This window comes from Kitasatospora sp. NE20-6, assembly GCF_045862635.1.
Map to the genome: position 1 here is coordinate 52433 of NZ_BPRL01000005.1, position 22701 is coordinate 75133.

Annotated in this window: 17 protein-coding genes; 15 read left to right on the plus strand and 2 right to left on the minus strand. The window is 71.4% G+C overall.

From position 1 onward, the window contains the following. Window positions 1–91: 91 nt before the first annotated feature. From SNE206_RS05815 to clpX, 3 genes are all read left to right on the plus strand, one after another. Entirely contained in the window at window positions 92–718 is a 627-nt protein-coding gene (locus SNE206_RS05815) for an ATP-dependent Clp protease proteolytic subunit (RefSeq protein ID WP_405015517.1), read from the plus strand. Window positions 719–771: 53 nt separating this feature from the next. Then, entirely contained in the window at window positions 772–1428 is a 657-nt protein-coding gene (locus SNE206_RS05820; protein ID WP_407912268.1) for an ATP-dependent Clp protease proteolytic subunit, read from the plus strand. Between the two features lie 304 nt (window positions 1429–1732). After that, window positions 1733–3019 (plus strand): ATP-dependent Clp protease ATP-binding subunit ClpX, encoded by a 1287-nt coding sequence (gene clpX / locus SNE206_RS05825; RefSeq protein WP_405013329.1) that lies wholly within the window; start codon window positions 1733–1735, stop codon window positions 3017–3019. An 86-nt stretch (window positions 3020–3105) separates the two neighbouring features. On the opposite strand, the gene SNE206_RS05830 is transcribed toward clpX, so the two are convergent. Together SNE206_RS05830 and SNE206_RS05835 are read right to left on the minus strand one after the other, a co-directional pair. After that, complete coding sequence (locus tag SNE206_RS05830) at window positions 3106–3903, minus strand: hypothetical protein (RefSeq protein ID WP_407912269.1); 798 nt, start codon at window positions 3901–3903, stop codon at window positions 3106–3108. 60 nt (window positions 3904–3963) lie between these two features. After that, complete coding sequence (locus SNE206_RS05835; protein ID WP_407912270.1) at window positions 3964–5004, minus strand: hypothetical protein; 1041 nt, start codon at window positions 5002–5004, stop codon at window positions 3964–3966. Between the two features lie 181 nt (window positions 5005–5185). On the opposite strand from SNE206_RS05835, the gene SNE206_RS05840 reads away from it, so the two are divergent. The 12 genes from SNE206_RS05840 (at window position 5186) to SNE206_RS05895 (ending at window position 22693) form a co-directional block, all read left to right on the plus strand. Beyond that, the gene (locus SNE206_RS05840) at window positions 5186–7828 is read left to right on the plus strand and encodes a valine--tRNA ligase (protein ID WP_407912271.1); all 2643 of its coding nucleotides are present in this window, start codon (window positions 5186–5188) and stop codon (window positions 7826–7828) included. Window positions 7829–8165: 337 nt separating this feature from the next. Then, window positions 8166–8690 (plus strand): hypothetical protein, encoded by a 525-nt coding sequence (locus SNE206_RS05845; RefSeq protein WP_407912272.1) that lies wholly within the window; start codon window positions 8166–8168, stop codon window positions 8688–8690. 145 nt (window positions 8691–8835) lie between these two features. Next, window positions 8836–11637, plus strand: coding sequence for a penicillin acylase family protein (locus SNE206_RS05850; protein ID WP_407912273.1), 2802 nt, complete (start codon window positions 8836–8838; stop codon window positions 11635–11637). 76 nt (window positions 11638–11713) lie between these two features. Then, window positions 11714–13111 carry a bifunctional tetrahydrofolate synthase/dihydrofolate synthase gene (folC, locus tag SNE206_RS05855; protein WP_407912274.1) on the plus strand — a complete coding sequence of 466 codons (1398 nt, stop codon included), beginning with the start codon at window positions 11714–11716 and terminating at the stop codon, window positions 13109–13111. Between the two features lie 7 nt (window positions 13112–13118). Continuing rightward, window positions 13119–13493, plus strand: coding sequence for a DUF4233 domain-containing protein (locus SNE206_RS05860; RefSeq protein ID WP_407912275.1), 375 nt, complete (start codon window positions 13119–13121; stop codon window positions 13491–13493). 101 nt (window positions 13494–13594) lie between these two features. Then, the gene (gene ndk / locus SNE206_RS05865) at window positions 13595–14008 is read left to right on the plus strand and encodes a nucleoside-diphosphate kinase (RefSeq protein ID WP_407912276.1); all 414 of its coding nucleotides are present in this window, start codon (window positions 13595–13597) and stop codon (window positions 14006–14008) included. A 400-nt stretch (window positions 14009–14408) separates the two neighbouring features. Beyond that, window positions 14409–15434 (plus strand): rod shape-determining protein, encoded by a 1026-nt coding sequence (locus SNE206_RS05870; RefSeq protein ID WP_030270516.1) that lies wholly within the window; start codon window positions 14409–14411, stop codon window positions 15432–15434. Between the two features lie 130 nt (window positions 15435–15564). After that, on the plus strand, window positions 15565–16503 hold the full coding sequence (mreC, locus tag SNE206_RS05875) for a rod shape-determining protein MreC (protein ID WP_407912277.1): 939 nt from the start codon (window positions 15565–15567) through the stop codon (window positions 16501–16503). A gap of 2 nt (window positions 16504–16505) precedes the next feature. After that, entirely contained in the window at window positions 16506–17147 is a 642-nt protein-coding gene (gene mreD, locus SNE206_RS05880; protein WP_407912278.1) for a rod shape-determining protein MreD, read from the plus strand. Between the two features lie 52 nt (window positions 17148–17199). Then, window positions 17200–19422, plus strand: coding sequence for a penicillin-binding protein 2 (gene mrdA, locus SNE206_RS05885; protein ID WP_407912279.1), 2223 nt, complete (start codon window positions 17200–17202; stop codon window positions 19420–19422). Further along, window positions 19419–20618, plus strand: coding sequence for a rod shape-determining protein RodA (gene rodA / locus SNE206_RS05890; RefSeq protein ID WP_407912280.1), 1200 nt, complete (start codon window positions 19419–19421; stop codon window positions 20616–20618). Before mrdA ends, rodA begins: the two co-directional genes overlap by 4 nt. Before the next feature lie 146 nt (window positions 20619–20764). Beyond that, on the plus strand, window positions 20765–22693 hold the full coding sequence (locus tag SNE206_RS05895) for a TIGR03960 family B12-binding radical SAM protein (protein WP_407912281.1): 1929 nt from the start codon (window positions 20765–20767) through the stop codon (window positions 22691–22693). The last annotated feature ends 8 nt before the right edge of the window (window positions 22694–22701 follow it).

Sequence of the window (22701 nt, forward strand, 5' to 3'; positions counted from 1 at the left end):
TGCGGCCCGGCCTGCGCGTTAGGGTCGATGGACAGCGACACACACGCAGATCGACTGAGCAGGTGGCTAAGTGACGTTCCCGCAGATGCAGATGGATGGCCTGACGGCGCCCCGCGCCGCCGCCGGTGACGTGCTCGGCGGCCTGGGCGACCAGGTCTACAACCGGCTGCTCAACGAGCGCATCATCTTCCTCGGCCAGCAGGTCGACGACGACATCGCCAACAAGATCACCGCGCAGCTCCTCCTCCTGGCCGCAGACCCGGAGAAGGACATCTTCCTGTACATCAACTCGCCGGGCGGCTCCATCACGGCCGGCATGGCGATCTACGACACCATGCAGTACATCAAGAACGACGTGGTGACCATCGCGATGGGCATGGCGGCCTCCATGGGCCAGTTCCTGCTGACCGCCGGTGCCAAGGGCAAGCGCTTCTCGCTGCCCAACGCCAACATCCTGATGCACCAGCCCTCGGCCGGCCTCGGCGGCTCGGCCTCCGACATCCGGATCCAGGCGGAGCAGCTGCTCCGCACCAAGAAGCGGATGTCGGAGCTGATCGCGCACCACAGCGGCCAGACCTTCGACCGGGTCACCGCGGACTCCGACCGCGACCGGTGGTTCACCCCGGAGGAGGCCAAGGCGTACGGCCTCATCGACGAGATCATGCACAGCGCCGCGGACGTCCCGGGCGGCGGCGGCACCGGCGGCGGAGCGTCCTGACCGCTCCCGCCAGCAGACTCCCTGACCGTACGCTTCGGAGGACCCAACACCCCATGAACACTCCCTACACGCCGCGCGGCGAGTTCCAGGGCGCCCGTGCCGAGGGCCGCTACATCGTCCCGCGTTTCGTCGAGCGCACCTCGCAGGGCATCCGCGAGTACGACCCGTACGCCAAGCTGTTCGAGGAGCGCATCATCTTCCTCGGCTCGCAGGTGGACGACGTCTCGGCCAACGACATCATGGCGCAGCTGCTGTGCCTGGAGTCGATGGACCCGGACCGCGAGATCCAGATGTACATCAACTCGCCCGGCGGCTCGTTCACGGCGCTGACCGCCATCTACGACACCATGCAGTACGTCAAGCCCGACATCACCACCGTCTGCATGGGCCAGGCGGCGTCCGCCGCCGCGGTGCTGCTGGCGGCCGGTACGCCGGGCAAGCGCATGGCGCTCCCGAACGCCCGCATCCTGATCCACCAGCCGTACACCGAGACGGGCCGCGGTCAGGTGTCCGACCTGGAGATCCAGGCCAAGGAGATCTTCCGGATGCGCGAGCAGCTGGAGGAGATGCTGGCCAAGCACTCCAACAAGCCGGTCGAGGTCGTCCGCGAGGACATCGAGCGCGACAAGATCCTCACGGCCGAGGAGGCCCTGGAGTACGGGCTGATCGACCAGATCATCTCCACGCGCAAGTCGTCGCTCACGGCCTGAGCACGGAGCAGTCGGGGGCGGGGTGGTACAACGGTGCACACGGCACCGTGACGTACGCCCCGCCCCGATCCGTTCCGGCCGGGGTGGTCGGACGGGCACAATGCAGTAGACGGGCCCATGCCCGTGAGACGGCTTCTGTTCGGTATCAATTCGCCCAGGGCGTAGGGCAGAGCTGCCGAAGTCGGCGGAATTGCCGCCTCGGCAGAGTACCGTCGGATAGCGAGACCGACCGCCGATGGCGCAGCCGGTCCACAGCACCAGGCCCCGGACCGCTGCGGGGCCCCTGGCGAAGGGGAAGCACCTCGTGGCACGCATCGGAGACGGTGGCGACCTGCTCAAGTGCTCGTTCTGCGGCAAGTCGCAGAAGCAGGTGAAGAAACTGATCGCCGGGCCTGGCGTGTACATCTGCGACGAGTGCATCGACCTGTGCAACGAGATCATCGAGGAGGAGCTCGCCGAGTCCTCGGAGGTCCGTTTCGAGGAGCTGCCGAAGCCCCGCGAGATCTACGAGTTCCTCGACCAGTACGTGGTGGGCCAGGACCTGGCGAAGAAGGCGCTGTCCGTCGCCGTCTACAACCACTACAAGCGCGTGCAGGCAGGCGAGAGCAGCCGCACCGGCGCGGGTCGCGAGGACGCGATCGAGCTCGCCAAGTCGAACATCCTGCTCCTCGGCCCGACCGGATCCGGCAAGACGCTGCTCGCGCAGACGCTGGCCCGGATGCTGAACGTGCCCTTCGCGATCGCGGACGCCACCGCGCTGACCGAGGCCGGCTACGTCGGCGAGGACGTCGAGAACATCCTGCTCAAGCTGATCCAGGCGGCGGACTACGACGTCAAGAAGGCCGAGACCGGGATCATCTACATCGACGAGATCGACAAGGTCGCCCGCAAGAGCGAGAACCCGTCGATCACGCGTGACGTCTCCGGCGAGGGCGTGCAGCAGGCGCTGCTGAAGATCCTGGAGGGCACCACCGCCTCGGTGCCGCCGCAGGGCGGCCGCAAGCACCCGCACCAGGAGTTCATCCAGATCGACACCACCAACGTGCTGTTCATCGTGGGCGGTGCGTTCGCGGGTCTGGAGCGGATCATCGAGGGCCGCGCGGGTGCCAAGGGCATCGGCTTCGGCGCGACGATCCGTTCGAAGCGCGAGTCGGACTCCAGCGACCACTTCCGGCAGGTCATGCCGGAGGACCTGGTGAAGTTCGGCATGATCCCCGAGTTCATCGGCCGTCTGCCCGTGATCACCAGCGTGCACAACCTCGACCGCGAGGCGCTGCTGCAGATCCTGACCGAGCCGAAGAACGCCCTGGTCAAGCAGTACCGCAAGCTGTTCGAGCTGGACGGCGTCGAGCTGGAGTTCACGCGGGACGCCCTGGAGGCCATCGCCGACCAGGCGATCCTGCGCGGCACCGGTGCCCGCGGTCTGCGCGCCATCATGGAGGAGGTGCTGATGTCCGTGATGTACGAGGTGCCGTCGCGTCAGGACGTCGCCCGCGTGGTCGTGACCGGGGACGTCGTCTCCAAGCACGCGATCCCGACCCTCGTCCCGCGGGACATGATCAAGCGGGAGCGGCGCGAGAAGAGCGCCTGACCGTCGCCCGACGACCTGCACGGCGAAGGCCCCCGCGGACCATCCGGTCCGCGGGGGCCTTCGCCGTGGGTGCCGTGGGTGCAGGGCTACTTGGGGACTTCGGCGATCCTGCGCATCTCCAGCGCGGCGGCCGCGGCCTCGTCGAGGTCGACCTCGCCGTCCGGGTCGACCTCGCCGGTGAGCATCGCGACGAACGTCGAACCGTCGGCCCAGGTGCAGAGGCTGTCGTCCTCGGCCGGGGCGTGCATGATCTCGCAGGTGAGCCGTCCGCCGAGCGGGCCCGGGTCGAAGTCCCGGCGGTCGCTGAAGGTCGTGCCCTGGGTGCGGGCGCCTTCCTCGAAGTTGACGTAGAAGTCGTCGACCTGGCTGCGGGGGGAGAGCACGGTGCCGTAGCCGCCGAAGACCGCGACGACCTTCTTCCCGTCGGTGTACACCGTGCTGACCGGCGTCGGCGACCAGGCGTTCTCGCCCTTGCCGAGGGAGTCCTCCAGGCCCGATTCGAGCTTCTGCGCGAGGGGGTTGGAGTCGTCCCGCGGGAGCCCCTGGAACGACGGGGGCAGCGCGATGGTGTACTTCGACGTCGTCGACGTCACGCCGTAGACGAAGTACCCCAGCAGTCCGCCGCCGACGAGGATCGCGCCGCCCACGCAGCCCAGCAGGATCCAGAGTCCGCGCCGCGACTTCTGCGGCGGCGGCACGACCCCGCCGCCCCACGGCTGCTGCTGCTGCGGAACGCCGAAACCCGCGGCCGGGGCGCCGTAGGGCGGTGCCGGCTGCTGCGGGTATCCGTACGCCGGGGGCTGGGGCGGGCCGAACGCGGGAGGCGGGGCCCCGTACGGCTGGGGCTGCGGGGGTGGGGCACCGTACGGATTCTGCTCGGACACCGGACGTCCTTTCGACGAGGGGATCGAGGAGCCTGGCTGCCGCGGCGGCCGCCGGCGGGCTCACTTCTTGACGAGGACGGCCTCGCGGATCGCGGCGGTCTTCTCGGCGGCCTCGGCGGGCGTGAGCTTCTTGCCGGTGAGGCCCAGGTCGCCGAAGACCACCTCGGCGGCGGTCGAGCGGTCGGCCCAGAAGCAGACGGTGGTGCCCCCGGCGGCGGCCTTGGTGGCGGACGAGTTGATGACGCCGCACTTGAGCTTCGCGCCGGAGCTGTTCGTCCGGCCCACGGGGTACTCGGTCGGCCTGCTGAGCCAGGTGGACGTGATGCTGGTGGTGCCGATCTTCTTGGGCGCGACGATCTCGGCCTCCAGCGCGGTCATCACGAGGGACGGGCTCGCGACCGAGCCGTAGCAGCCGACGACCTGCAGCATGCTGGTCTGCTGCTTGATGTAACTGCCCGCGACGGCGGTGCCGTTGCTGCAGGCCGGCGGCTTGCCGTCGGGGCCGGGCGTGGCCGGTACGGCGGTGGCCTGCTGCTGCGCGTAGCCGTCGAGCAGGGTCGCGGGCAGGTCGAGCTTGTACGCGGCGTTCGTGGTGCCACCGCCGCCGCCGGTGGTGCCGCCGGTGCCGCCGGTGCTCCCCGCAGTGGTGCCGCCGGTGCCGGTGTTGGTGCCGGTGTCGTCGCCGGTCGAGAGGCCCCAGACCGCGAGTCCGCCGCCGACCAGCACGACGGCGCCGATCACCAGCGCGATCACCAGGCCGCTGTTGCTCTTGCGCGGTGCGGGCGGCGGGTATCCGCCGGGCGCGCCGTACGGCTGCTGCTGCTGCGGCACCGGCGCCTGCGGGTAGCCGGGCTGGCCGCCGTAAGGGGCGGCCGGCTGCTGCTGCGGGTAGCCGTAGCCGGGCTGCGGCTGCTGCTGCGGGGCGCCGTACGGCGGGGGCGGCTGCGGGGCGCCGTACGGAGGCGCGGGCTGCTGCGGGTAGCCGTAGCCGGGCTGCGGCTGGGGCGCTCCGCCGTACGGGGGCTGCCCGTACGGCGGCTGCTGGGGCTGCTGGGGCTGCTGCGGTTTGTCCTGCGGGTACTGCTGACCCTGGCCGTACATGAAAGACCCGTCCCCCCGCCACGGTGTCACCGCGGCCTGCCGTCGTGGCTTCTCGTCCGTGTTCGCACGGTCACCCGTGCGAGTATCCGGGCACGCTACCGCACGGCCGTCCGCACCGGGCCGGGTGGTCCGCGGCCTATCGGTTCGTAACGAGGCCCCCCTCGTACGTAAACTGTGCGTCGTGACCGACACGACGAACCAGCGCCCCGAGAAGTCCTACCCCGGGGACGACGCAGCCACCCTCCCGACGACCTACGCCCCGGCGGAGGTAGAGGGCGCGCTGTACGAGCGCTGGGTGGAACGCGGTTACTTCACCGCGGACGCGAAGAGCGACAAGCCCGCGTACACGATCGTCATCCCCCCGCCGAACGTCACGGGCGCCCTGCACCTGGGTCACGCCTTCCAGCACACGCTGATGGACGCCCTGACGCGCCGCAAGCGCATGCTCGGCTTCGAGGCGCTGTGGCTGCCCGGCATGGACCACGCCGGCATCGCCACCCAGAACAAGGTCGAGCAGCAGCTCGCCGAAGCCGGCCTCTCCCGGCACGACCTGGGCCGCGAGGCCTTCGTCGAGAAGGTCTGGGAGTGGAAGCAGAGCTACGGCGGGAAGATCCTCGGCCAGATGCGCCGCCTCGGCGACGGCGTCGACTGGTCGCGCGAGCGCTTCACCATGGACGAGGGCCTGTCGCAGGCCGTCCAGACCATCTTCAAGAAGCTGTTCGACGACGGCCTGATCTACCGCGCCGAGCGCATCATCAACTGGTGTCCGCGCTGCCTCACCGCGCTCTCCGACATCGAGGTCGAGCACAAGGACCGCCCCGGCGAGCTGGTCTCGATCCGCTACGGCGACGGCGACGACTCGATCGTGGTCGCCACCACCCGCGCCGAGACGATGCTCGGCGACACCGCGGTCGCCGTCCACCCCGAGGACGAGCGGTACCGGCACCTGGTCGGCCGCACCATCAAGCTGCCGCTGACGGACCGGCAGATCCCGGTCGTCGCGGACGAGCACGTCGATCCGGAGTTCGGCACCGGCGCCGTCAAGGTGACGCCCGCGCACGACCCGAACGACTTCGCCATCGGCCAGCGCCACGGCCTGCCCAACCTGACCGTGATGGACGAGCACGGTGCGATCACCGTGCACGGCCCCTTCCTCGGCCTGGACCGCTTCGAGGCCCGCTCGGCGGTCGTCGGCGCGCTGCGCGAGCAGGGCCGGATCGTCGCCGAGAAGCGCCCGTACGAGCACGCCGTGGGCCACTGCTCGCGCTGCCACACGGTCGTCGAGCCGCGGCTCTCCCTGCAGTGGTGGGTCAAGGTCGAGCCGCTGGCCAAGGAGGCCGGCGACGCCGTCCGCGACGGCCGGGTGCAGATCCACCCGAAGGCGCTGGAGGGCCGCTACTTCGACTGGGTCGACAACATGTACGACTGGTGCATCTCGCGCCAGCTCTGGTGGGGCCACCGGATCCCGGTCTGGTACGGCCCCGAGGGCCAGGTCGTCTGCGTCGGCCCGAACGAGGAGCCGCCGACCGGCGAGGGCTGGCACCAGGACCCCGACGTCCTGGACACCTGGTTCTCCAGCGGCCTGTGGCCGTTCTCCACGCTCGGCTGGCCGGAGCGGACCGCCGACCTGGAGAAGTTCTACTCCACCGACGTGCTGCTGACCGGCCACGACATCATCTTCTTCTGGGTCGCCCGGATGATGATGTTCGGCCTGTACGCGATGGACGGCCAGGTGCCGTTCAAGACGGTCGCGCTGACCGGCCTGGTCCGTGACGAGTTCGGCAAGAAGATGTCGAAGTCGTCCGGCACGGCCGTCGACCCGCTGGACTGGATGGACGCGTACGGCGCCGACGCCGTCCGCTTCACGCTGGCCCGCGGCGCCAACCCCGGTGCGGACGTGCCGATCGGCGAGGACTGGGTCAAGGGCTCCCGGAACTTCTGCAACAAGATCTGGAACGCCACCCGGTTCGCCCTGATGAACGGCGCCACCGTCGAGGGCCCGCTGCCGCCCGCGGAGGAGCTCACCGCGGTCGACCGCTGGATCCTCTCGCGCCTCGACGCGACCGTGGCCGAGGTCGACGCGCTGTACGAGGACTACGAGTTCGCGAAGGTCTCGGACGCGCTCTACCACTTCGCGTGGGACGAGGTCTTCGACTGGTACGTCGAGCTCTCCAAGACCACCCTGGCCAAGGGCGGCGCGCAGGCCGACGCCTCGCGCCGGGTGCTCGGCGAGGTCCTCGACGTCACGCTGCGGCTGCTGCACCCGATCGTGCCGTTCGTCACCGACACCCTGTGGACGACGCTGACCGGCGCCGAGTCGCTGGTGGTCACCGCCTGGCCGACGGCGGACGGCTCCCGCCGTGACGCCGCCGCCGAGGCCGAGATCGCCACCCTCCAGCAGGTGGTGACCGAGGTCCGCCGGTTCCGCTCCGACCAGGGCCTGCAGCCCGCGCAGAAGGTGCCGGCCCGACTCGACCTCACGGGCACCGTGCTCGCCGTCCACGAGGACGCGATCCGCTCCCTGCTCCGGCTGACCGTCCCGGCGGAGGAATTCTCGGCCACCGCCTCGCTGCCGGTCGCCGGTGCCACCGTGGCACTGGACCTCTCCGGCACCATCGACGTGGCCGCCGAGCGCAAGCGCCTGCAGAAGGACCTCGCGGCCGCCGAGAAGGAGAAGGCGCAGACCACGGCCAAGCTCGGCAACGAGGGCTTCCTCGCGAAGGCGCCGGACGAGGTCGTCGCCAAGATCCGCACCCGCCAGGAGGCCGCCGGGGCCGACATCGCGCGGATCACCGCCCAGCTGGCGGGCCTGCCGCAGGCCTGACCCGCCGCACGACGGACGCACCGACGCCCGGCCGGGGGAGACCCGGCCGGGCGTCGGCGTGCCGGGCGGGTGGTCCCGGATTCCGCCGCGGCGCGGACCGGCACCTGCGCGGAGCCGTCGGAAAACGCGTATTCGGCGCAATCGGCCGTGTTCTTGATAGACCGTTCGGCGGTATTTCCCCGTGTGCATCCGTGGCGCACCCGGTGAAACACAGTGATCGATGTCCGGTGAATTCCATCCGTTTCTGCCTGCGCGCGTTCACCTGGTGTTCCGAGGTGGGATGTGTACGGTGGGCAGACGTCGCCATTCGGGTGCGCGACTGACGGGAGGACACGTCATGCCGGCAACAATGGAGTTGGCCGACGAACTGCCCCTGCGCGAGGTCGAGGCGGCCAAAGCCCGGGCAGCGGCGCTTCTGCTGGCATTCCGGCACGGCAACCAGCTGTCCTTCGACGACCAGTTGGACCGGCTCTTCGCCGAGAACGTCGAACGCGAGGTCACCACCCTGCTGGTCTGGATCGCCGCCGAGGCCGTGCGCAAGGCGTACGCCCCCGAGGCCGCCGACCGGGTGCTGCGCGGGCTCGCCCGACGGGTGCCGGCCGACACCTCCGGCGTGCTGCTCGACGAAGACGCGGCTGACCCGGCCCGCCTGATCGAGGCGGTGGACGCGGGCGACGTCCCCACGGTCCGTGCCCTGATCGCCGCCACGCCCGACACCACGTACCTGGTGGGCGGGCTGCTGCAGGCCGTCGCGATGATGCTGCCGCTGCTCCCCGAGGGCGAGGGGGCGGAGATCGCCGCCGAGCTGCGGCGCCGGCACGGCGGCCGCACGGTGCACGTGCCCGTGGCCCGTCACGCCTGACGGAACCGGGGAGGGTGCGCAACGCGGCGCGTTCCCGGCCGCGTTGTGGCATGCACGCTACTAGGCAGAGTGTCAGCAGGCGTCCTACCGTCGGGTAGCGCAGCACAGCGCAGCACCGCAGCCGCAACTCGACCGAGGAGCCGGTATGCAACGACGCCCCCGTGCACCCAGGTTCGCCGCCGCCACCCTCGCGGCAGCCCTGATCGCCGCCTTCGCCCCCACCGCCTCGCCACCCGCCGCAGCCGCCCCCGCCCCCGTCGCGGCCGTGGCCGGAGACCTCTGCGCCGGCCGGTGCCTCGACATCCTGCCGCCCGGCGAGAACGGCAACGCCACGCTCTCCGAGATCCTCCTCCACAAGGTCTTCGGCAGCCGCCCCGCCCACACCGACGACCAGCTCGGCCCCTACGCCGCCCTCGCCGGCGCCTACCCGCAGCTGACCGAGGCCCAGTTGAGGAACTTCTTCAACGACGCCTCCTTCGGCGTCCCCGCCGACCGGATCGCCTCCACCACCCGCCCGCGGGCCGACGTCGCCATCGTCCGCGACAAGGCCACCGGCATCCCCCACATCACCGGCACCACCCGCTACGGCACCGAGTACGGCGCCGGATACGCCGCCGCGCAGGACCGCCTCTGGGTCATGGACCTGTTCCGGCACGTCGGCCGCGGCAAGCTCTCCGGCTTCGCCGGCGGCGCCGCCGCCAACCGTCAGCTGGAGCAGAGCTTCTGGCAGGCCGCCCCCTACACCGAGGCCGAACTCCAGCAGCAGATCGACGCCATCGCCGGCCAGGGCGACCGCGCCCGGCAGGCCCTCGCCGACGCCAACGCCTACCTCGACGGCATCAACCAGTACATCCGCGAGGCCTACAACGGCCGCTGGTTCCCCGGCGAGTACGACCTCACCGGCCACATCGACGCCGTCACCAACGCCGGCACCATCGACCCGTTCAAGCTCACCGACCTCGTCGCCCTCGCCTCCGTCGTCGGCGCCCTCTTCGGCTCCGGCGGCGGCGGCGAACTCGCCTCCGCCCAGGTCAGGCTGGCCGCCGAAGCACGCTACGGCCAGGCCGAGGGCGACCGCGTCTGGTCGTCCCTGCGCGAGTCCGACGACCCGGAGGCCGTGCTCACCCTCCACGACGGGCAGCGGTTCCCGTACGCGCAGCCGCCGCAGGACCCGCAGGGCACCGCCCTGCCGGACGCGGGGTCCGTCGTCCCCGAACGCCTCGTCCACGACGCCACCGGCACCGGCGGCCAGACCGCCACCGCCGCGCCCGGCCTGCTGCCCGGCAACCTCCTCACCGCCAGGCACGGCATGTCGAACGCCCTCCTGGTCTCCGGCAGCCACACCGACGACGGCCACCCCGTCGCCGTCTTCGGCCCGCAGACCGGCTACTTCGCCCCCCAGCTGCTCATGCTGGAGGAGATCCAGGGCCCCGGCATCAGCGCCCGCGGCGCCGCCTTCGCCGGCCTCAGCTTCTACGTGCAGCTCGGACGCGGCCAGGACTACGCGTGGAGCGCCACCTCCGCGGGCCAGGACATCACCGACACGTACGCCGTGCCGCTCTGCACCACCGACGGCAGCCCCGCCACCACCACCGCCGACCACTACCTCTGGCACGGGCAGTGCCTCCCGCTGGAGCGCCTCGAACAGAAGAACACCTGGAAGCCCACCACCGCGGACCCCACCGGCGCCGGCTCCTACACGCTGGTGATGAACCGCACGAAGTACGGCCTCGTCACGGCCCGCGGCACCGTCGGCGGACAGCCCGTCGCCTTCACCTCGCTGCGCTCCACCTACCGGCACGAGGCCGACTCCATCATCGGCTTCCAGATGCTCAACGACCCCGGCGCGGTGCACGACGCCGCGAGCTTCCAGCAGGCCGCGCAGAACATCAACTACACGTTCAACTGGTTCTACGCCGACTCCCGCGACATCGCGTACTACAACTCCGGCACCAACCCGGTGCGCGCCCCCGGCGTCGACCCCGGCCTGCCCACCCGCGGCGAACCCGCCTACGAGTGGCGGGACTTCGACCCCGTCGCGAACACCGCCCGCTACACCCCGCCCGCCGAGCACCCGCAGTCCGTCAACCAGGACTACTACATCTCCTGGAACAACAAGCAGGCCGCCGGCTTCGCCGCCGCAGGCTTCGGCAACGGCTCCGTGCACCGCGGGAACCTCCTCGACGACCGCGTCAGGGCCCTCCTCGCCGGCGGCGGCCGGGCGAGCCGGGTCTCGCTCACCCAGGCCATGGAAGGCGCGGCCCTCGCCGACCTGCGCGCCGAGGACGTGCTGCCCGAGCTCCTCCGGGTGATCCGCTCCGCACCCGTCACCGACCCCGTCCTCGCCACCGCCGTCCAGCGGCTGGAGACCTGGCGGGCCGCCGGGTCGCTGCGGCGCGAGACCTCGCCCGGCAGCCACCGCTACGCCGACGCGGACGCCGTCCGCATCCTCGACGCCTGGTGGCCGCTGCTCGCCGACGCCGTCCTGCGGCCGGGCCTCGGCGACCCGCTCTTCACCGCACTCACCGGCGCCCTCCAGATCAACGAGTCGCCCTCCGGCGGACAGACCGGCCCCTCCGGCGGCCCGGTCAGCGCCAACGAGTCCATCCCGCACAAGGGCTCCGCCTTCCAGTACGGCTGGTGGAGCTACCTCGACAAGGACCTGCGCGGTGTCCTCGGCGACCCGGTCGCCGGCCCGCTCGCCCGGCCGTACTGCGGCGGGGGAGACCTCGCGGCCTGCCGGGGAGCGCTCCTCGACAGCCTGGGGAAGGCCGCCGCGCAGACCGCCGCCCAGGTCTACCCCGGCGACGCGGACTGCGCAGCCGGCGACCAGTGGTGCGCCGACACGATCGTCCAGCGCCCGCTCGGCGGCGTCACCGACGCGAAGACCACCTGGCAGAACCGGCCCACCTACCAGCAGGTCGTGCAGTTCCCTTCGCACCGCTGACCCCGCGCTCCGGCGCGGACGCCCCGCCCGGGGTGCCCGCGCCGGAGCAGGGCGCCGCGCTCCGTAGACTGGCCCCGTGAGCGACAAGGCCGAGCAGAACCCGTACACCTCCCGCCCCTCCGACGCGGCGGCCGCCGGCCCGGAGGCCGAGCTGCGCGCCGTCGAGACCGAGCTCTCCGGCCGCTGGCCCGAGAACAAGCTGGAGCCCTCGCTCGACCGGATCAGCGCCCTGATGGACATCCTCGGCCAGCCGCAGCGCTCGTACCCGTCGATCCACATCACCGGCACCAACGGCAAGACCTCCACCGCCCGCATGGTCGAGCAGCTGCTCGGCACCTTCGAGCTGCGCACCGGCCGGTACACCAGCCCGCACGTGGAGTCCGTCACCGAGCGGATCAGCCTGGACGGCGTGCCGATCAGCCCCGAGCGCTTCGTCGAGACCTACCGCGACATCGAGCCGTACGTGCGGATGGTCGACGAGCGGGAACCCGTCGCGATGTCCTTCTTCGAGGTGCTGACCGGCATGGCGTACGCGGCCTTCGCCGACGCCCCGGTGGACGTCGCCGTCGTCGAGGTCGGCATGGGCGGCTCCTGGGACGCCACCAACGTCATCGACGGCACGGTCGCCGTCATCACCCCGATCGGCCTCGACCACACGGACAAGCTCGGCTCGACGCCGGGCGAGATCGCGGTCGAGAAGTCCGGCATCGTCAAGCCCGGGGCCGTCGCCGTCGTCGCCCAGCAGCCGGTCGACGCCGCGCGGACCATCCTCGCGCGCGCCGTCGAGGTCGACGCGACCGTCGCCCGCGAGGGCATGGAGTTCGGCGTGATCCGCCGCGAGGTCGCGATCGGCGGCCAGCTCGTCACCCTGCGCGGCCTCGGCGGCGCGGAGTACGAGGACATCTTCGTCCCGCTGCACGGCGCCCACCAGGCCCACAACGCCGTCCTGGCGCTGGCCGCGGTCGAGGCGTTCTTCGGCGTCGGCGCGGGCGGCGGCGGACAGCTCGACGTCGACAAGGTGCGCCAGGCGTTCTCCGGCGTCTCCTCGCCGGGCCGGCTGGAGGTCGTCCGCCGCGGCCCGACCGTCATCCTGGACGCCGCGCACAACCCGCACGGCGCCGAGGCGGTGGTCGCCGCGATCGGCGAGGCCTTCGCTTTCACCAAGCTCGTCGGGGTGATCGCCACGAGCGGCGACAAGGACGTGGCCGGGCTGCTGGAGGTCTTCGAGCCGGTCCTCGCCGAGGTCGTCATCACCCAGAACTCCACCCACCGCGCGATGGCGGTCGACGACCTGGCCGCGATCGCCGTGGAGATCTTCGGCGAGGACCGCGTGCAGATCGAGCGCCGCCTCGACGACGCCATCGAGGCGGCGATCACCCTCGCCGAGGAGGAGGACCTCGGCGGCGCCGGCGTCCTCGTCACCGGCTCGGTCATCACGGTGGGCGAGGCACGCCTGCTGTTCGGAAGGAAGTAGTGCCCCGATGCGGATCCTGTGCTCCTCGACGCTGATCGGCGAGGCCCTGCTCATCCTGTTCGCCGGCCTGGTGGCGATGCAGCTGTCCGACGTGTCCACCGGCACCATCTGGACGGTCAGCGGTGTCGCGATGCTGCTCTGCGTGCTGCTCTGCGGCATCATCGAGCGCCCGGGCGCCGTCGCCGTCGGCTGGGCGCTGCAGATCGGACTGATCGCCAGCGGCCTCGTCCTCCCGACGATGTACGTCCTCGGCGCGGTCTTCGCCGCCCTCTGGTGGTGCTCGGTGCGCTACGGCCGCCGGATCGACGAGATCAAGGCCGCCCGGGCCGCCGCCGCACCTTCCGCGGGCACTCCCGCCGCGGCGCCCGCAGCCACCGCCTGACCCCCGCTGAGCGGCCCGTTCCTCCCGACGGGCCGCGCACGCAGGGTAGTGTCTGACGTGGCCCATACACCATGCCGAAGCCGATCCTCTGGAGCCGCACCGTGTCCCAGCGCACTCTCGTCCTGCTCAAGCCCGACGCCGTCGAGCGCGGCCTGACCGGCGAGATCATCAGCCGTATCGAGCGCAAGGCCAACTGGCGGCTCGCCGCCGTCGAACTGCGCACCTTCGACCGGGCCACGCTGGAGCAGCACTACGCCGAGCACGTCGGCCGGCCCTTCTACGAGCCGCTGCTGGAGTTCATGACCTCCGGCCCGTCGCTCGCCCTGATCGTCGAGGGCGAGAACGTCGTGCCCGGCATCCGCGCGCTCGCCGGTGCGACCGACCCGCTGCAGGCCGGCCCCGGCACCATCCGCGGCGACTTCGCCACGATCACCCGCGAGAACCTGATCCACGCCTCCGACTCGGCCGAGTCGGCCGAGCGCGAGATCAAGATCTTCTTCCCCGCGCACGCCTGACCCGCGCACGCCTGACCCGGGCACCCGGACCCCCGCGCACGCCCCACCCCGCGCACGCCCGACCATCCGGTGCCGCACACGGCGGACCCCCGGGCCGGGCCGGGTGCAACCCGGCCTGGCCCGACCAGGTGAGTTCCACGAAATCCTCACCGGAACGCGCAACCCGGAGCTCCGACACGGCGTCCCAATCCCGTGAGTAGCACATCCTCCGTCTAAGAATGGCCAGCATGCCGTACCTCGCGGTCCGCGGTGAACAGGCCTGGCTACGATGGTCGCAACTCAAGGGCCCGGTACCGCTCCTCAGCTGATGTCAGCCCTGTCGTGGGCGCGCGCGATCGGCCCACCCCCCGCACATGCACACCGAGCTCGGGAAGGCACTGCACACCCCATGGCCAACAATCTGTCGTTCATCGGCCGTGACATGGCGATCGACCTCGGCACTGCCAACACGCTGGTGTACGTCAGGGGCAAGGGGATCGTTCTCAACGAACCTTCCGTCGTCGCGGTCAACACCAACACCGGCGGCATCCTCGCGGTCGGCGCCGAGGCGAAGAAGATGATCGGGCGCACCCCGGGCAACATCGTCGCCATCCGGCCCCTCAAGGACGGCGTCATCGCCGACTTCGAGATCACCGAGCGGATGCTCCGCTACTTCATCCTCAAGATCCACCGCCGCCGCTACCTCGCCCGCCCCCGGGTCGTCGTCTGCGTGCCCTCCGGCATCACCGGGGTCGAGCGCCGCGCCGTCATCGAGGCCAGCGCCCAGGCCGGCGCCCGCCAGGTGCACATCATCGAGGAGCCGATGGCCGCGGCGATCGGCGCCGGCCTGCCCGTCCACGAGCCCACCGGCAACATGGTGGTCGACATCGGCGGCGGCACCACCGAGGTCGCCGTGATCTCCCTCGGAGGCATCGTCACCGCGCAGTCCCTGCGCGTCGCCGGCGACGAGCTGGACAACGCGATCGTCCAGCACATCAAGAAGGAGTACAGCCTCCTCCTGGGCGAGCGCAGCGCCGAGCAGATCAAGATGTCGATCGGCTCCGCCTTCGCGCTGGAGGGCGAGAAGGACGAGCACGCCGAGATCCGCGGCCGCGACCTCGTCAGCGGCCTGCCCAAGACCGTCGTGATCTCCGCGGCCGAGGTCCGCGAGGCCATCGACGAGCCGGTGAACTCGATCATCGACTCCGTCAAGACCACGCTCGACCAGTGCCCGCCGGAGCTCGCCGGCGACGTCATGGACCGCGGCATCGTGCTCACCGGCGGCGGCGCCCTGCTGCGCGGCCTCGACGAGCGGCTGCGCCGCGAGACCGGCATGCCCATCCACATCGCCGAGAACCCGCTCGACTCGGTGGCGCTCGGGGCCGGCAAGTGCGTCGAGGAGTTCGAGGCGCTCCAGCAGGTGCTGGACGCCCAGCCGCGGCGCTGACCCGCCACGGGCGGCGGCCCGCCGCCGCCGCACCACCGCGGCACGGGGCCGCCGCACACCGCGGCACCCGTGCGCCGCACCAATCCAACTGAACAACCGGTACCAGGGAACGAAGGGGCGCTCCAGCACCGTGAGGGACACTCGAGAGAGCCGACTACTGCTCATCCTGCTGGTCGCGGTCGCCTTCGCCCTGATCACCGTCGACATCAAGGGCGGCGAGGACTCGCCGCTCGGCGGGGTCCGCCGGGTGGCGGCCGAGGCCCTCGGCCCGGTCGAGCGCGCCGCCTCCGGCGTGGTCGACCCGGTCGCCGGCACCGTGCGCGCCGTCCGCGACGCCTCGACGCACCAGCAGCGCCTCGACCAGATCACCAAGGAGAACACCGAGCTGCGCCAGTGGCTCGCCTCCTCCGACACCGCCGCCGGCCGCACCAAGCAGCTCGACGACCTGCTCGGCACGGCCGGCAAGGGCGGCTACACCATCAAGGCCGCCCAGGTCATCGCGTTCGGCGCCGCCCAGGGCTTCTCCTGGACGATCACCATCGACGCCGGCAGCGACGACGGCCTCACCCGCGACATGACCGTCGTCAACGGCCAGGGCATGGTCGGCCGGGTCACCACCGTCGCCCCGACCACCGCCACCGTGCTGCTCGCCTCCGACCCCGGCTTCACCGCGGGCACCCGCATGGAGGGCAGCGACGAGATCGGCTTCGCCGCCGGCCAGGGCACCGCCCCGATGAAGGTGCAGCTGCTCAACGGCAAGGCCCAGGTCAAGACCGGCGACCGGGTCGTCTCCTTCGGCTCCCGCAGCGGACGCCCGTTCGTGCCCGGCGTGCCCATCGGCCGCGTCGTCGAGGTCCAGGCGACGCCCGGGCAGCTCACCAAGACCGTCCTCGTCGAGCCGTACGTGCAGTTCACCCGGCTCGACCTGGTCGGCGTCGTCGTGGTGCCGCCGCGCAGCGACCCGCGCGACGGGGTGCTGCCGCCGAAGCCCACCGCCGCGGCGAACGCCCCCGCGGCCGCCCCGGCGCAGCCGTCCACCACGTCCGCCACACCTGCCGGGGGGAACTGACCGTGCGTGTGAACCGCATCCTGCTCTCCGCCGTCCTGCTGCTGCTCGGCCTGGTGATCCAGGTCAGCGTGCTCGGCCGGCTCCAGCTGCCGGGAGCCACCCCGGACCTCCTCATGCTCGTCGTCGTCGGCCTCGCGCTCGTCCACGGTCCCGCCGGCGGCTGCCTGGCAGGCTTCGCCGCGGGCCTGCTCGCCGACCTCGCCCCGCCGTCCGACCACGCCGTCGGCCGGTTCGCCCTCGTGCTCTGCCTCGTCGGCTACGCCGCCGGGCTCCTCCGCCCCGAGGGCGGTCGGCAGCGGTCCGCGGTCAGCGCCCTGCTGGTCGTGGCCTGCGCCGCGGTCGTCTCCACCGGGCTGTACGCCTCCGTGGGCGCCCTCGTCGGCGACACGGCGGCCCGTCACGTCGGACTCGGCGGGCTCGTGTTCAGCGCCCTGCTGTACGACGTCCTGCTGGCCCCCTTCGTGGTGCCCGCGGTGATGCTCCTCGCCCGGCGCTTCGAGCGCGGCGCGGGCAGCACCGAGACGGAGGACCCGGGCGGCTCCGGGCTCGGCAGCCTCGCCCGCTACAAGACCACCCGGGAGTCCTCGCCGATGCCGGCCGGCCCGCGCAAGCGCCGCGTCCTCGGCCTCGCCCGCCGCCCCTGAGGCGCCGGCCCCACCTCCCGACACCGCAGACCTCCGAGGAGGAGTCCCCCCAGTGAGCAACATCCCGGAGACCGGACGCACCCAACGGGTGACGATCCGTCTCGTGGTGCTGCAGATCCTGGTGCTGTCGCTGCTCGCCACCCTCGGCGGGCGACTCTGGTACCTGCAGATCCGCACGGGCAGCCAGTACGCCGCGCAGGCGCAGGGCAACCACATCCGGGAGGTCGTGGAGCCCGCCGTGCGCGGCGAGATCCTCGACGCCTCCGGCCGGGTGCTCGCCGGCAACGAGACCAAGCTCGTCGTCTCGGTCAGCCGCACCTCCCTGATGCAGCAGAAGGACCGCGGCAAGGCCGTGCTCGGCCGCCTCGCCGAGGTGCTCGGACTTCCCGCCAAGGACGTCCAGGCCAAGGTGCGGCTCTGCGACGCCAAGACGCCCAAGCCCTGCTGGAACGGCTCGCCCTACCAGCCGATCCCGGTCACGCAGCAGGCCACCACGCAGCAGGCCATGCAGATCATGGAGCGCCGCGAGGACTTCCCCGGCGTCACCGCCCAGCCCACCGCCGTCCGCCGCTACACCGGCGCCGAGGGGGCCAGCGCCGCCCAGGTGCTCGGCTACCTCTCGCCGGTCACCGACGACGAGGTCACCAAGAGCGCCGAACTGGAGGGCCGCGAGCGCCGCCTGCCGTCCGACCAGATCGGCCGGGCCGGCCTCGAATCCGTCTACGACGACGACCTGCGCGGCACCACCGGCGTCGACCGGCTGGAGGTCGACAACCTCGGACGCGTCATCGGCAGCGCCGGCACCACCCCCGCCCAGCCCGGCAACAACCTCGTCACCAGCATCGACGCCAAGGTCCAGAAGGTCGTCGAGGACCAGCTCGCGCGCGCCATGACCGACGCCCGCAAGGTCTACGACAAGGAGACCCACAAGAACTACGAGGCCGACTCGGGTGCCGCGGTCGTCATGGACGTCCACACCGGCCGGATCGTCGCCATGGCCAGCGCCCCGACCTTCGACCCCAACCTGTGGGTCGGCGGCATCTCCGCGGGCGACTACCAGGCGCTCACCGACAAGGACTCCAACTACCCGCTGATCAACCGGGCGATCCAGGGGCTCTCCGCACCCGGCTCGACCTTCAAGGTCATCTCCACCACCGCCGCCGTCCAGGCCGGCTACTCGCTCGACGGCCACTACCCCTGCCCGCCGAGCATGACCATCGGCGGCCGCGTCTTCAACAACTTCGAGGGCGAGAGCTTCGGCGACATCTCCCTGGAGAAGGCGCTGGAGATCTCCTGCGACACCGTCTTCTACCACCTCTCCTACGACCAGTGGCTGAAGGACGGCGGCATCAAGCCGAAGAACCCGGCCGACTGGTTCACCAAGACCGCCCACCAGTACGGCCTCGGCGCCAAGACCGGCATCGACCTCCCCAGCGAGGTCGCCGGCCGGGTGCCCGACCGGCAGTGGAAGCAGGCCTTCTACGACGCCAACAAGACCTCCTGGTGCGAGCAGGCAGCGAAGGGCGGCAAGGAGTACGCCGACCTCATCGCCCGCGAGAACTGCCAGGACGGCAACGTCATGCGCGCCGGTGACGCCGTCAACTTCGCCATCGGCCAGGGCGACACCCTCGTCACCCCGCTCCAGATGGCCCGCATCTACTCCGCCCTCGCCAACGGCGGCACGCTCTACCGCCCCAGCGTCGGCAAGGCGATCATGAGCCCGGACGGCAAGCTCGTCCGCGACATCGCCCCGCACGAGGACGGCAAGATCCCCGCCCAGGGCAAGCTGCTGCAGTACATCGACCAGGCCACCGCCGGCGTCGTCGTCAGCGGCACCGCCGCCTGGAAGTTCACCGGCGCCGGCTGGCCCCAGAAGAAGATCGAACTGCACGCCAAGACCGGCACCGCCGAGGTCAACGGCAAGCAGACCACCTCGTGGCTCACCACCTACAGCGACGACTACGCGGTCGTGATGACGATAAGCCAGGGCGGCACCGGCTCCGGAGGCTCCGGCGACTCGGTGCGACGCATCTACCAGGCGCTCTACGGCGTCGACGACAAGGGCAACATCGACGGCGGCAAGGCCCTGCTGCCCAAGCCGCAGGCCGAGCTCCCCAAGTTCAACCCCGACGGCACCGCCATCCTCCAGGCCGCGTACTCCGGCACCCGGGCCTTCCTCGACCCCACCCCCGCCACCGGCGGCGCAGGCAGCACCACCACCCTGGCCCTCGCCGCCCTGGAACCCGCCCGCACCCCCGGAAGGAGCCGCGGATGACCTCCTACGGCTCGTACCGCAACGTGCGGCTCGCCCCGCCCCGCGGCTCGATCTCCCGGGTCCTCGCGAAGGACGCGCCGCTGCGCCGGATGGACTGGATCATGGTCCTGGCCGCGCTGGCGCTCTCCCTCGGGAGCTCCCTGCTCGTCTGGTCCGCCACCCGCGGCCGCGACGCCCTCACCCACGGCGACCCGCAGTACTTCCTCTACCGCCACCTCACCAACACCCTCATCGGCATCGCCCTGTGCGCCGTCACCGTCGCCATAGGGACACGCCGGCTCCGTACGGGCGTGCCGTTCGTCTACATCGGCGTCCTGCTGCTGCTCGTCGCCACCCTCACGCCGCTCGGCTCGACCATCAACGGCGCGCACTCCTGGATCCAGTTCGGCGGCGGCTTCTCGCTGCAGCCCGCCGAGTTCGCCAAGCTCTCCATCGTGATGGGCATGGCCGTCGTGCTCTCCGCCCGCGTCGACGCGGGGGAGCGGGAGTTCCCCCCCTCGCGCAGCGTGGTCCAGGCGCTCGTCATCGCCGCCGTCCCGATGGCCGTCATCATGCTGATGCCCGACCTCGGCTCGGTCATGGTGATGGGCGTCATCATCATGGGCATCCTGCTCGCCTCCGGCGCCGCCCGGCGCTGGGTCTTCGGCCTCATCGCGGCCGGCGGCGCCGGAGCGCTCCTGGTGTGGAAGCTCGGCGTCCTGAGCAAGTACCAGATCGACCGCTTCGCCGCCTTCGCCAACCCCACCCTCGACCCCGGCGGCGTCGGCTACAACACCGCGCAGGCCCGCATCGCGATCGGCTCCGGCGGGCTCACCGGCATGGGCCTGTTCCACGGCTTCCAGACCACCGGCCAGTTCGTTCCCGAGCAGCAGACCGACTTCGTCTTCAGCGTCGCCGGCGAGGAGCTAGGGTTCGTCGGCGGCATCGCCCTCATCGCCCTGCTCGGCGTCATCCTCTGGCGCGGCTGCAGGATCGCCCGGCAGGCCACCGACCTCTACGGCACCGTGCTGGCCGCCGGCGTCATCACCTGGTTCGCCTTCCAGGCCTTCGAGAACATCGGCATGAACCTCGGCATCATGCCCGTCGCCGGCATCCCGCTGCCGTTCGTCTCCTACGGCGGCTCCTCGATGTTCGCCGTCTGGATCGGCATAGGGCTCCTGCAGTCCGTCCGCGCCCAGCGGCCGATAGGGATCTGACCAGCGGTTCCCTCCCCGCCCGCACCGCCCCGCCCCGCCCGTCCGGACCCCGTCCGGACGGGCGGCGGCGTTCGGGCGAGAAATCGCACCTGCCGGTTCGGCTACCCTTGAGGATCACCCCGTCCACGTCTCAAAGGGCTCACCGCATGCCAGTCGAATCGGTCTTCCCACGCCTGGAGGCCCTCCTCCCGCACGTCCAGAAGCCGATCCAGTACGTCGGCGGCGAGCTCAACTCGACCGTCAAGGACTGGGACGCCTGCGACGTGCGCTGGGCCCTGATGTACCCCGACGCCTACGAGGTCGGCCTGCCCAACCAGGGCGTCATGATCCTCTACGAGGTGCTGAACGAGCGCGAGGGCGTCCTCGCCGAGCGCACCTACAGCGTCTGGCCCGACCTCGAAGCGCTCATGCGCGAGCACGCCGTGCCGCAGTTCACCGTCGACGCCCACCGGCCGGTCAAGTCCTTCGACGTCTTCGGCCTGTCGTTCTCCACCGAGCTCGGCTACACCAACATGCTGACCGCGCTCGACCTCGCCGGCATCCCGATGGAGGCGAAGGACCGCACCCTCGACGACCCGATCGTGCTCGCCGGCGGCCACGCCGCGTTCAACCCCGAGCCCGTCGCGGACTTCCTGGACTGCGCCGTCGTCGGCGACGGCGAGCAGGCCGTCCTCGACATGACGGAGATCATCCGCGCCTGGAAGGCCGAAGGACGCCCCGGCGGCCGCGACGAGGTGCTGCTGCGCCTCGCACGGACCGGCGGCTTCTACGTGCCGCGCTTCTACGACGTCGAGTACCTGCCGGACGGCCGCATCGCCCGCGTGGTGCCCAACCGCCCCGGCGTGCCGTGGCGGGTCAGCAAGCACACCGTCATGGACCTCGACGAGTGGCCCTACCCGAAGCAGCCCCTCGTGCCGCTCGCGGAGACGGTGCACGAGCGCATGTCCGTCGAGATCTTCCGCGGCTGCACCCGCGGCTGCCGCTTCTGCCAGGCCGGCATGATCACGCGTCCCGTGCGGGAGCGAAGCATCACCGGCATCGGCGAGATGGTCGAGCGCGGCCTCAAGGCCACCGGCTTCGAGGAGGTCGGCCTGCTGTCGCTCTCCTCCGCCGACCACTCGGAGATCGCCGACATCACCAAGGGCCTCGCCGACCGCTACGCCGAGGACAAGGTCGGCCTGTCGCTGCCCTCGACCCGCGTCGACGCGTTCAACATCGACCTGGCCAACGAGCTCTCGCGCAACGGCCGCCGCTCCGGCCTCACCTTCGCCCCCGAGGGCGGCAGCGAGCGCATCCGCAAGGTCATCAACAAGATGGTGTCCGAGGAGGACCTCATCAACACCGTCGCCACCGCCTACGGCAACGGCTGGCGCCAGGTGAAGCTGTACTTCATGTGCGGCCTGCCGACCGAGACCGACGACGACGTGCTCCAGATCGGCACCATGGCGAAGAACGTCATCGCCAAGGGCCGCGAGGTCACCGGCACCAACGACATCCGCTGCACCGTCTCCATCGGCGGGTTCGTGCCCAAGCCGCACACCCCGTTCCAGTGGGCGCCGCAGCTCTCCGCCGAGGACACCGACGCGCGCCTCACCAAGCTGCGCGACTCCATCCGCAACGACCGCAAGTTCGGCAAGAACATCGGCTTCCGCTACCACGACGGCAAGCCCGGCATCATCGAGGGCCTGCTCTCCCGCGGCGACCGCCGGATCGGCGCCGTCATCCGCGCCGCCTACGAGGACGGCGGCCGCTTCGACGGCTGGCGCGAGCACTTCTCGTACGACCGCTGGATCGCGAGCGCGGAGAAGGGCCTCGCCGGCACCGGCGTCGACGTCGACTGGTACACCACCCGCGAGCGCACCTACGAGGAGGTGCTGCCCTGGGACCACCTGGACAGCGGCCTCGACAAGGACTGGCTCTGGGAGGACTGGCAGGACGCCCTGGAGGAGGTCGAGGTCGAGGACTGCCGCTGGACCCCGTGCTTCGACTGCGGCGTCTGCCCGCAGATGGACACCCACATCCAGGTCGGCCCGACCGGGCAGAAGCTGCTGCCGCTGAGCGTGGTCAAGCCCTAGCACCGTCA

Excerpts from the sequence above, each read along its gene's own strand:
- SNE206_RS05850 (WP_407912273.1), top strand. The coding sequence starts at position 8,836 with ATGCAACGACGCCCCCGTGCACCCAGGTTCGCCGCCGCCACCCTCGCG.
- SNE206_RS05860 (WP_407912275.1), top strand. The coding sequence starts at position 13,119 with ATGCGGATCCTGTGCTCCTCGACGCTGATCGGCGAGGCCCTGCTCATC.
- SNE206_RS05815 (WP_405015517.1), top strand. The coding sequence starts at position 92 with ATGGATGGCCTGACGGCGCCCCGCGCCGCCGCCGGTGACGTGCTCGGC.
- SNE206_RS05835 (WP_407912270.1), bottom strand. The coding sequence starts at position 5,004 with ATGTACGGCCAGGGTCAGCAGTACCCGCAGGACAAACCGCAGCAGCCC.
- SNE206_RS05845 (WP_407912272.1), top strand. The coding sequence starts at position 8,166 with ATGCCGGCAACAATGGAGTTGGCCGACGAACTGCCCCTGCGCGAGGTC.
- SNE206_RS05895 (WP_407912281.1), top strand. The coding sequence starts at position 20,765 with ATGCCAGTCGAATCGGTCTTCCCACGCCTGGAGGCCCTCCTCCCGCAC.
- rodA (WP_407912280.1), top strand. The coding sequence starts at position 19,419 with ATGACCTCCTACGGCTCGTACCGCAACGTGCGGCTCGCCCCGCCCCGC.
- SNE206_RS05820 (WP_407912268.1), top strand. The coding sequence starts at position 772 with ATGAACACTCCCTACACGCCGCGCGGCGAGTTCCAGGGCGCCCGTGCC.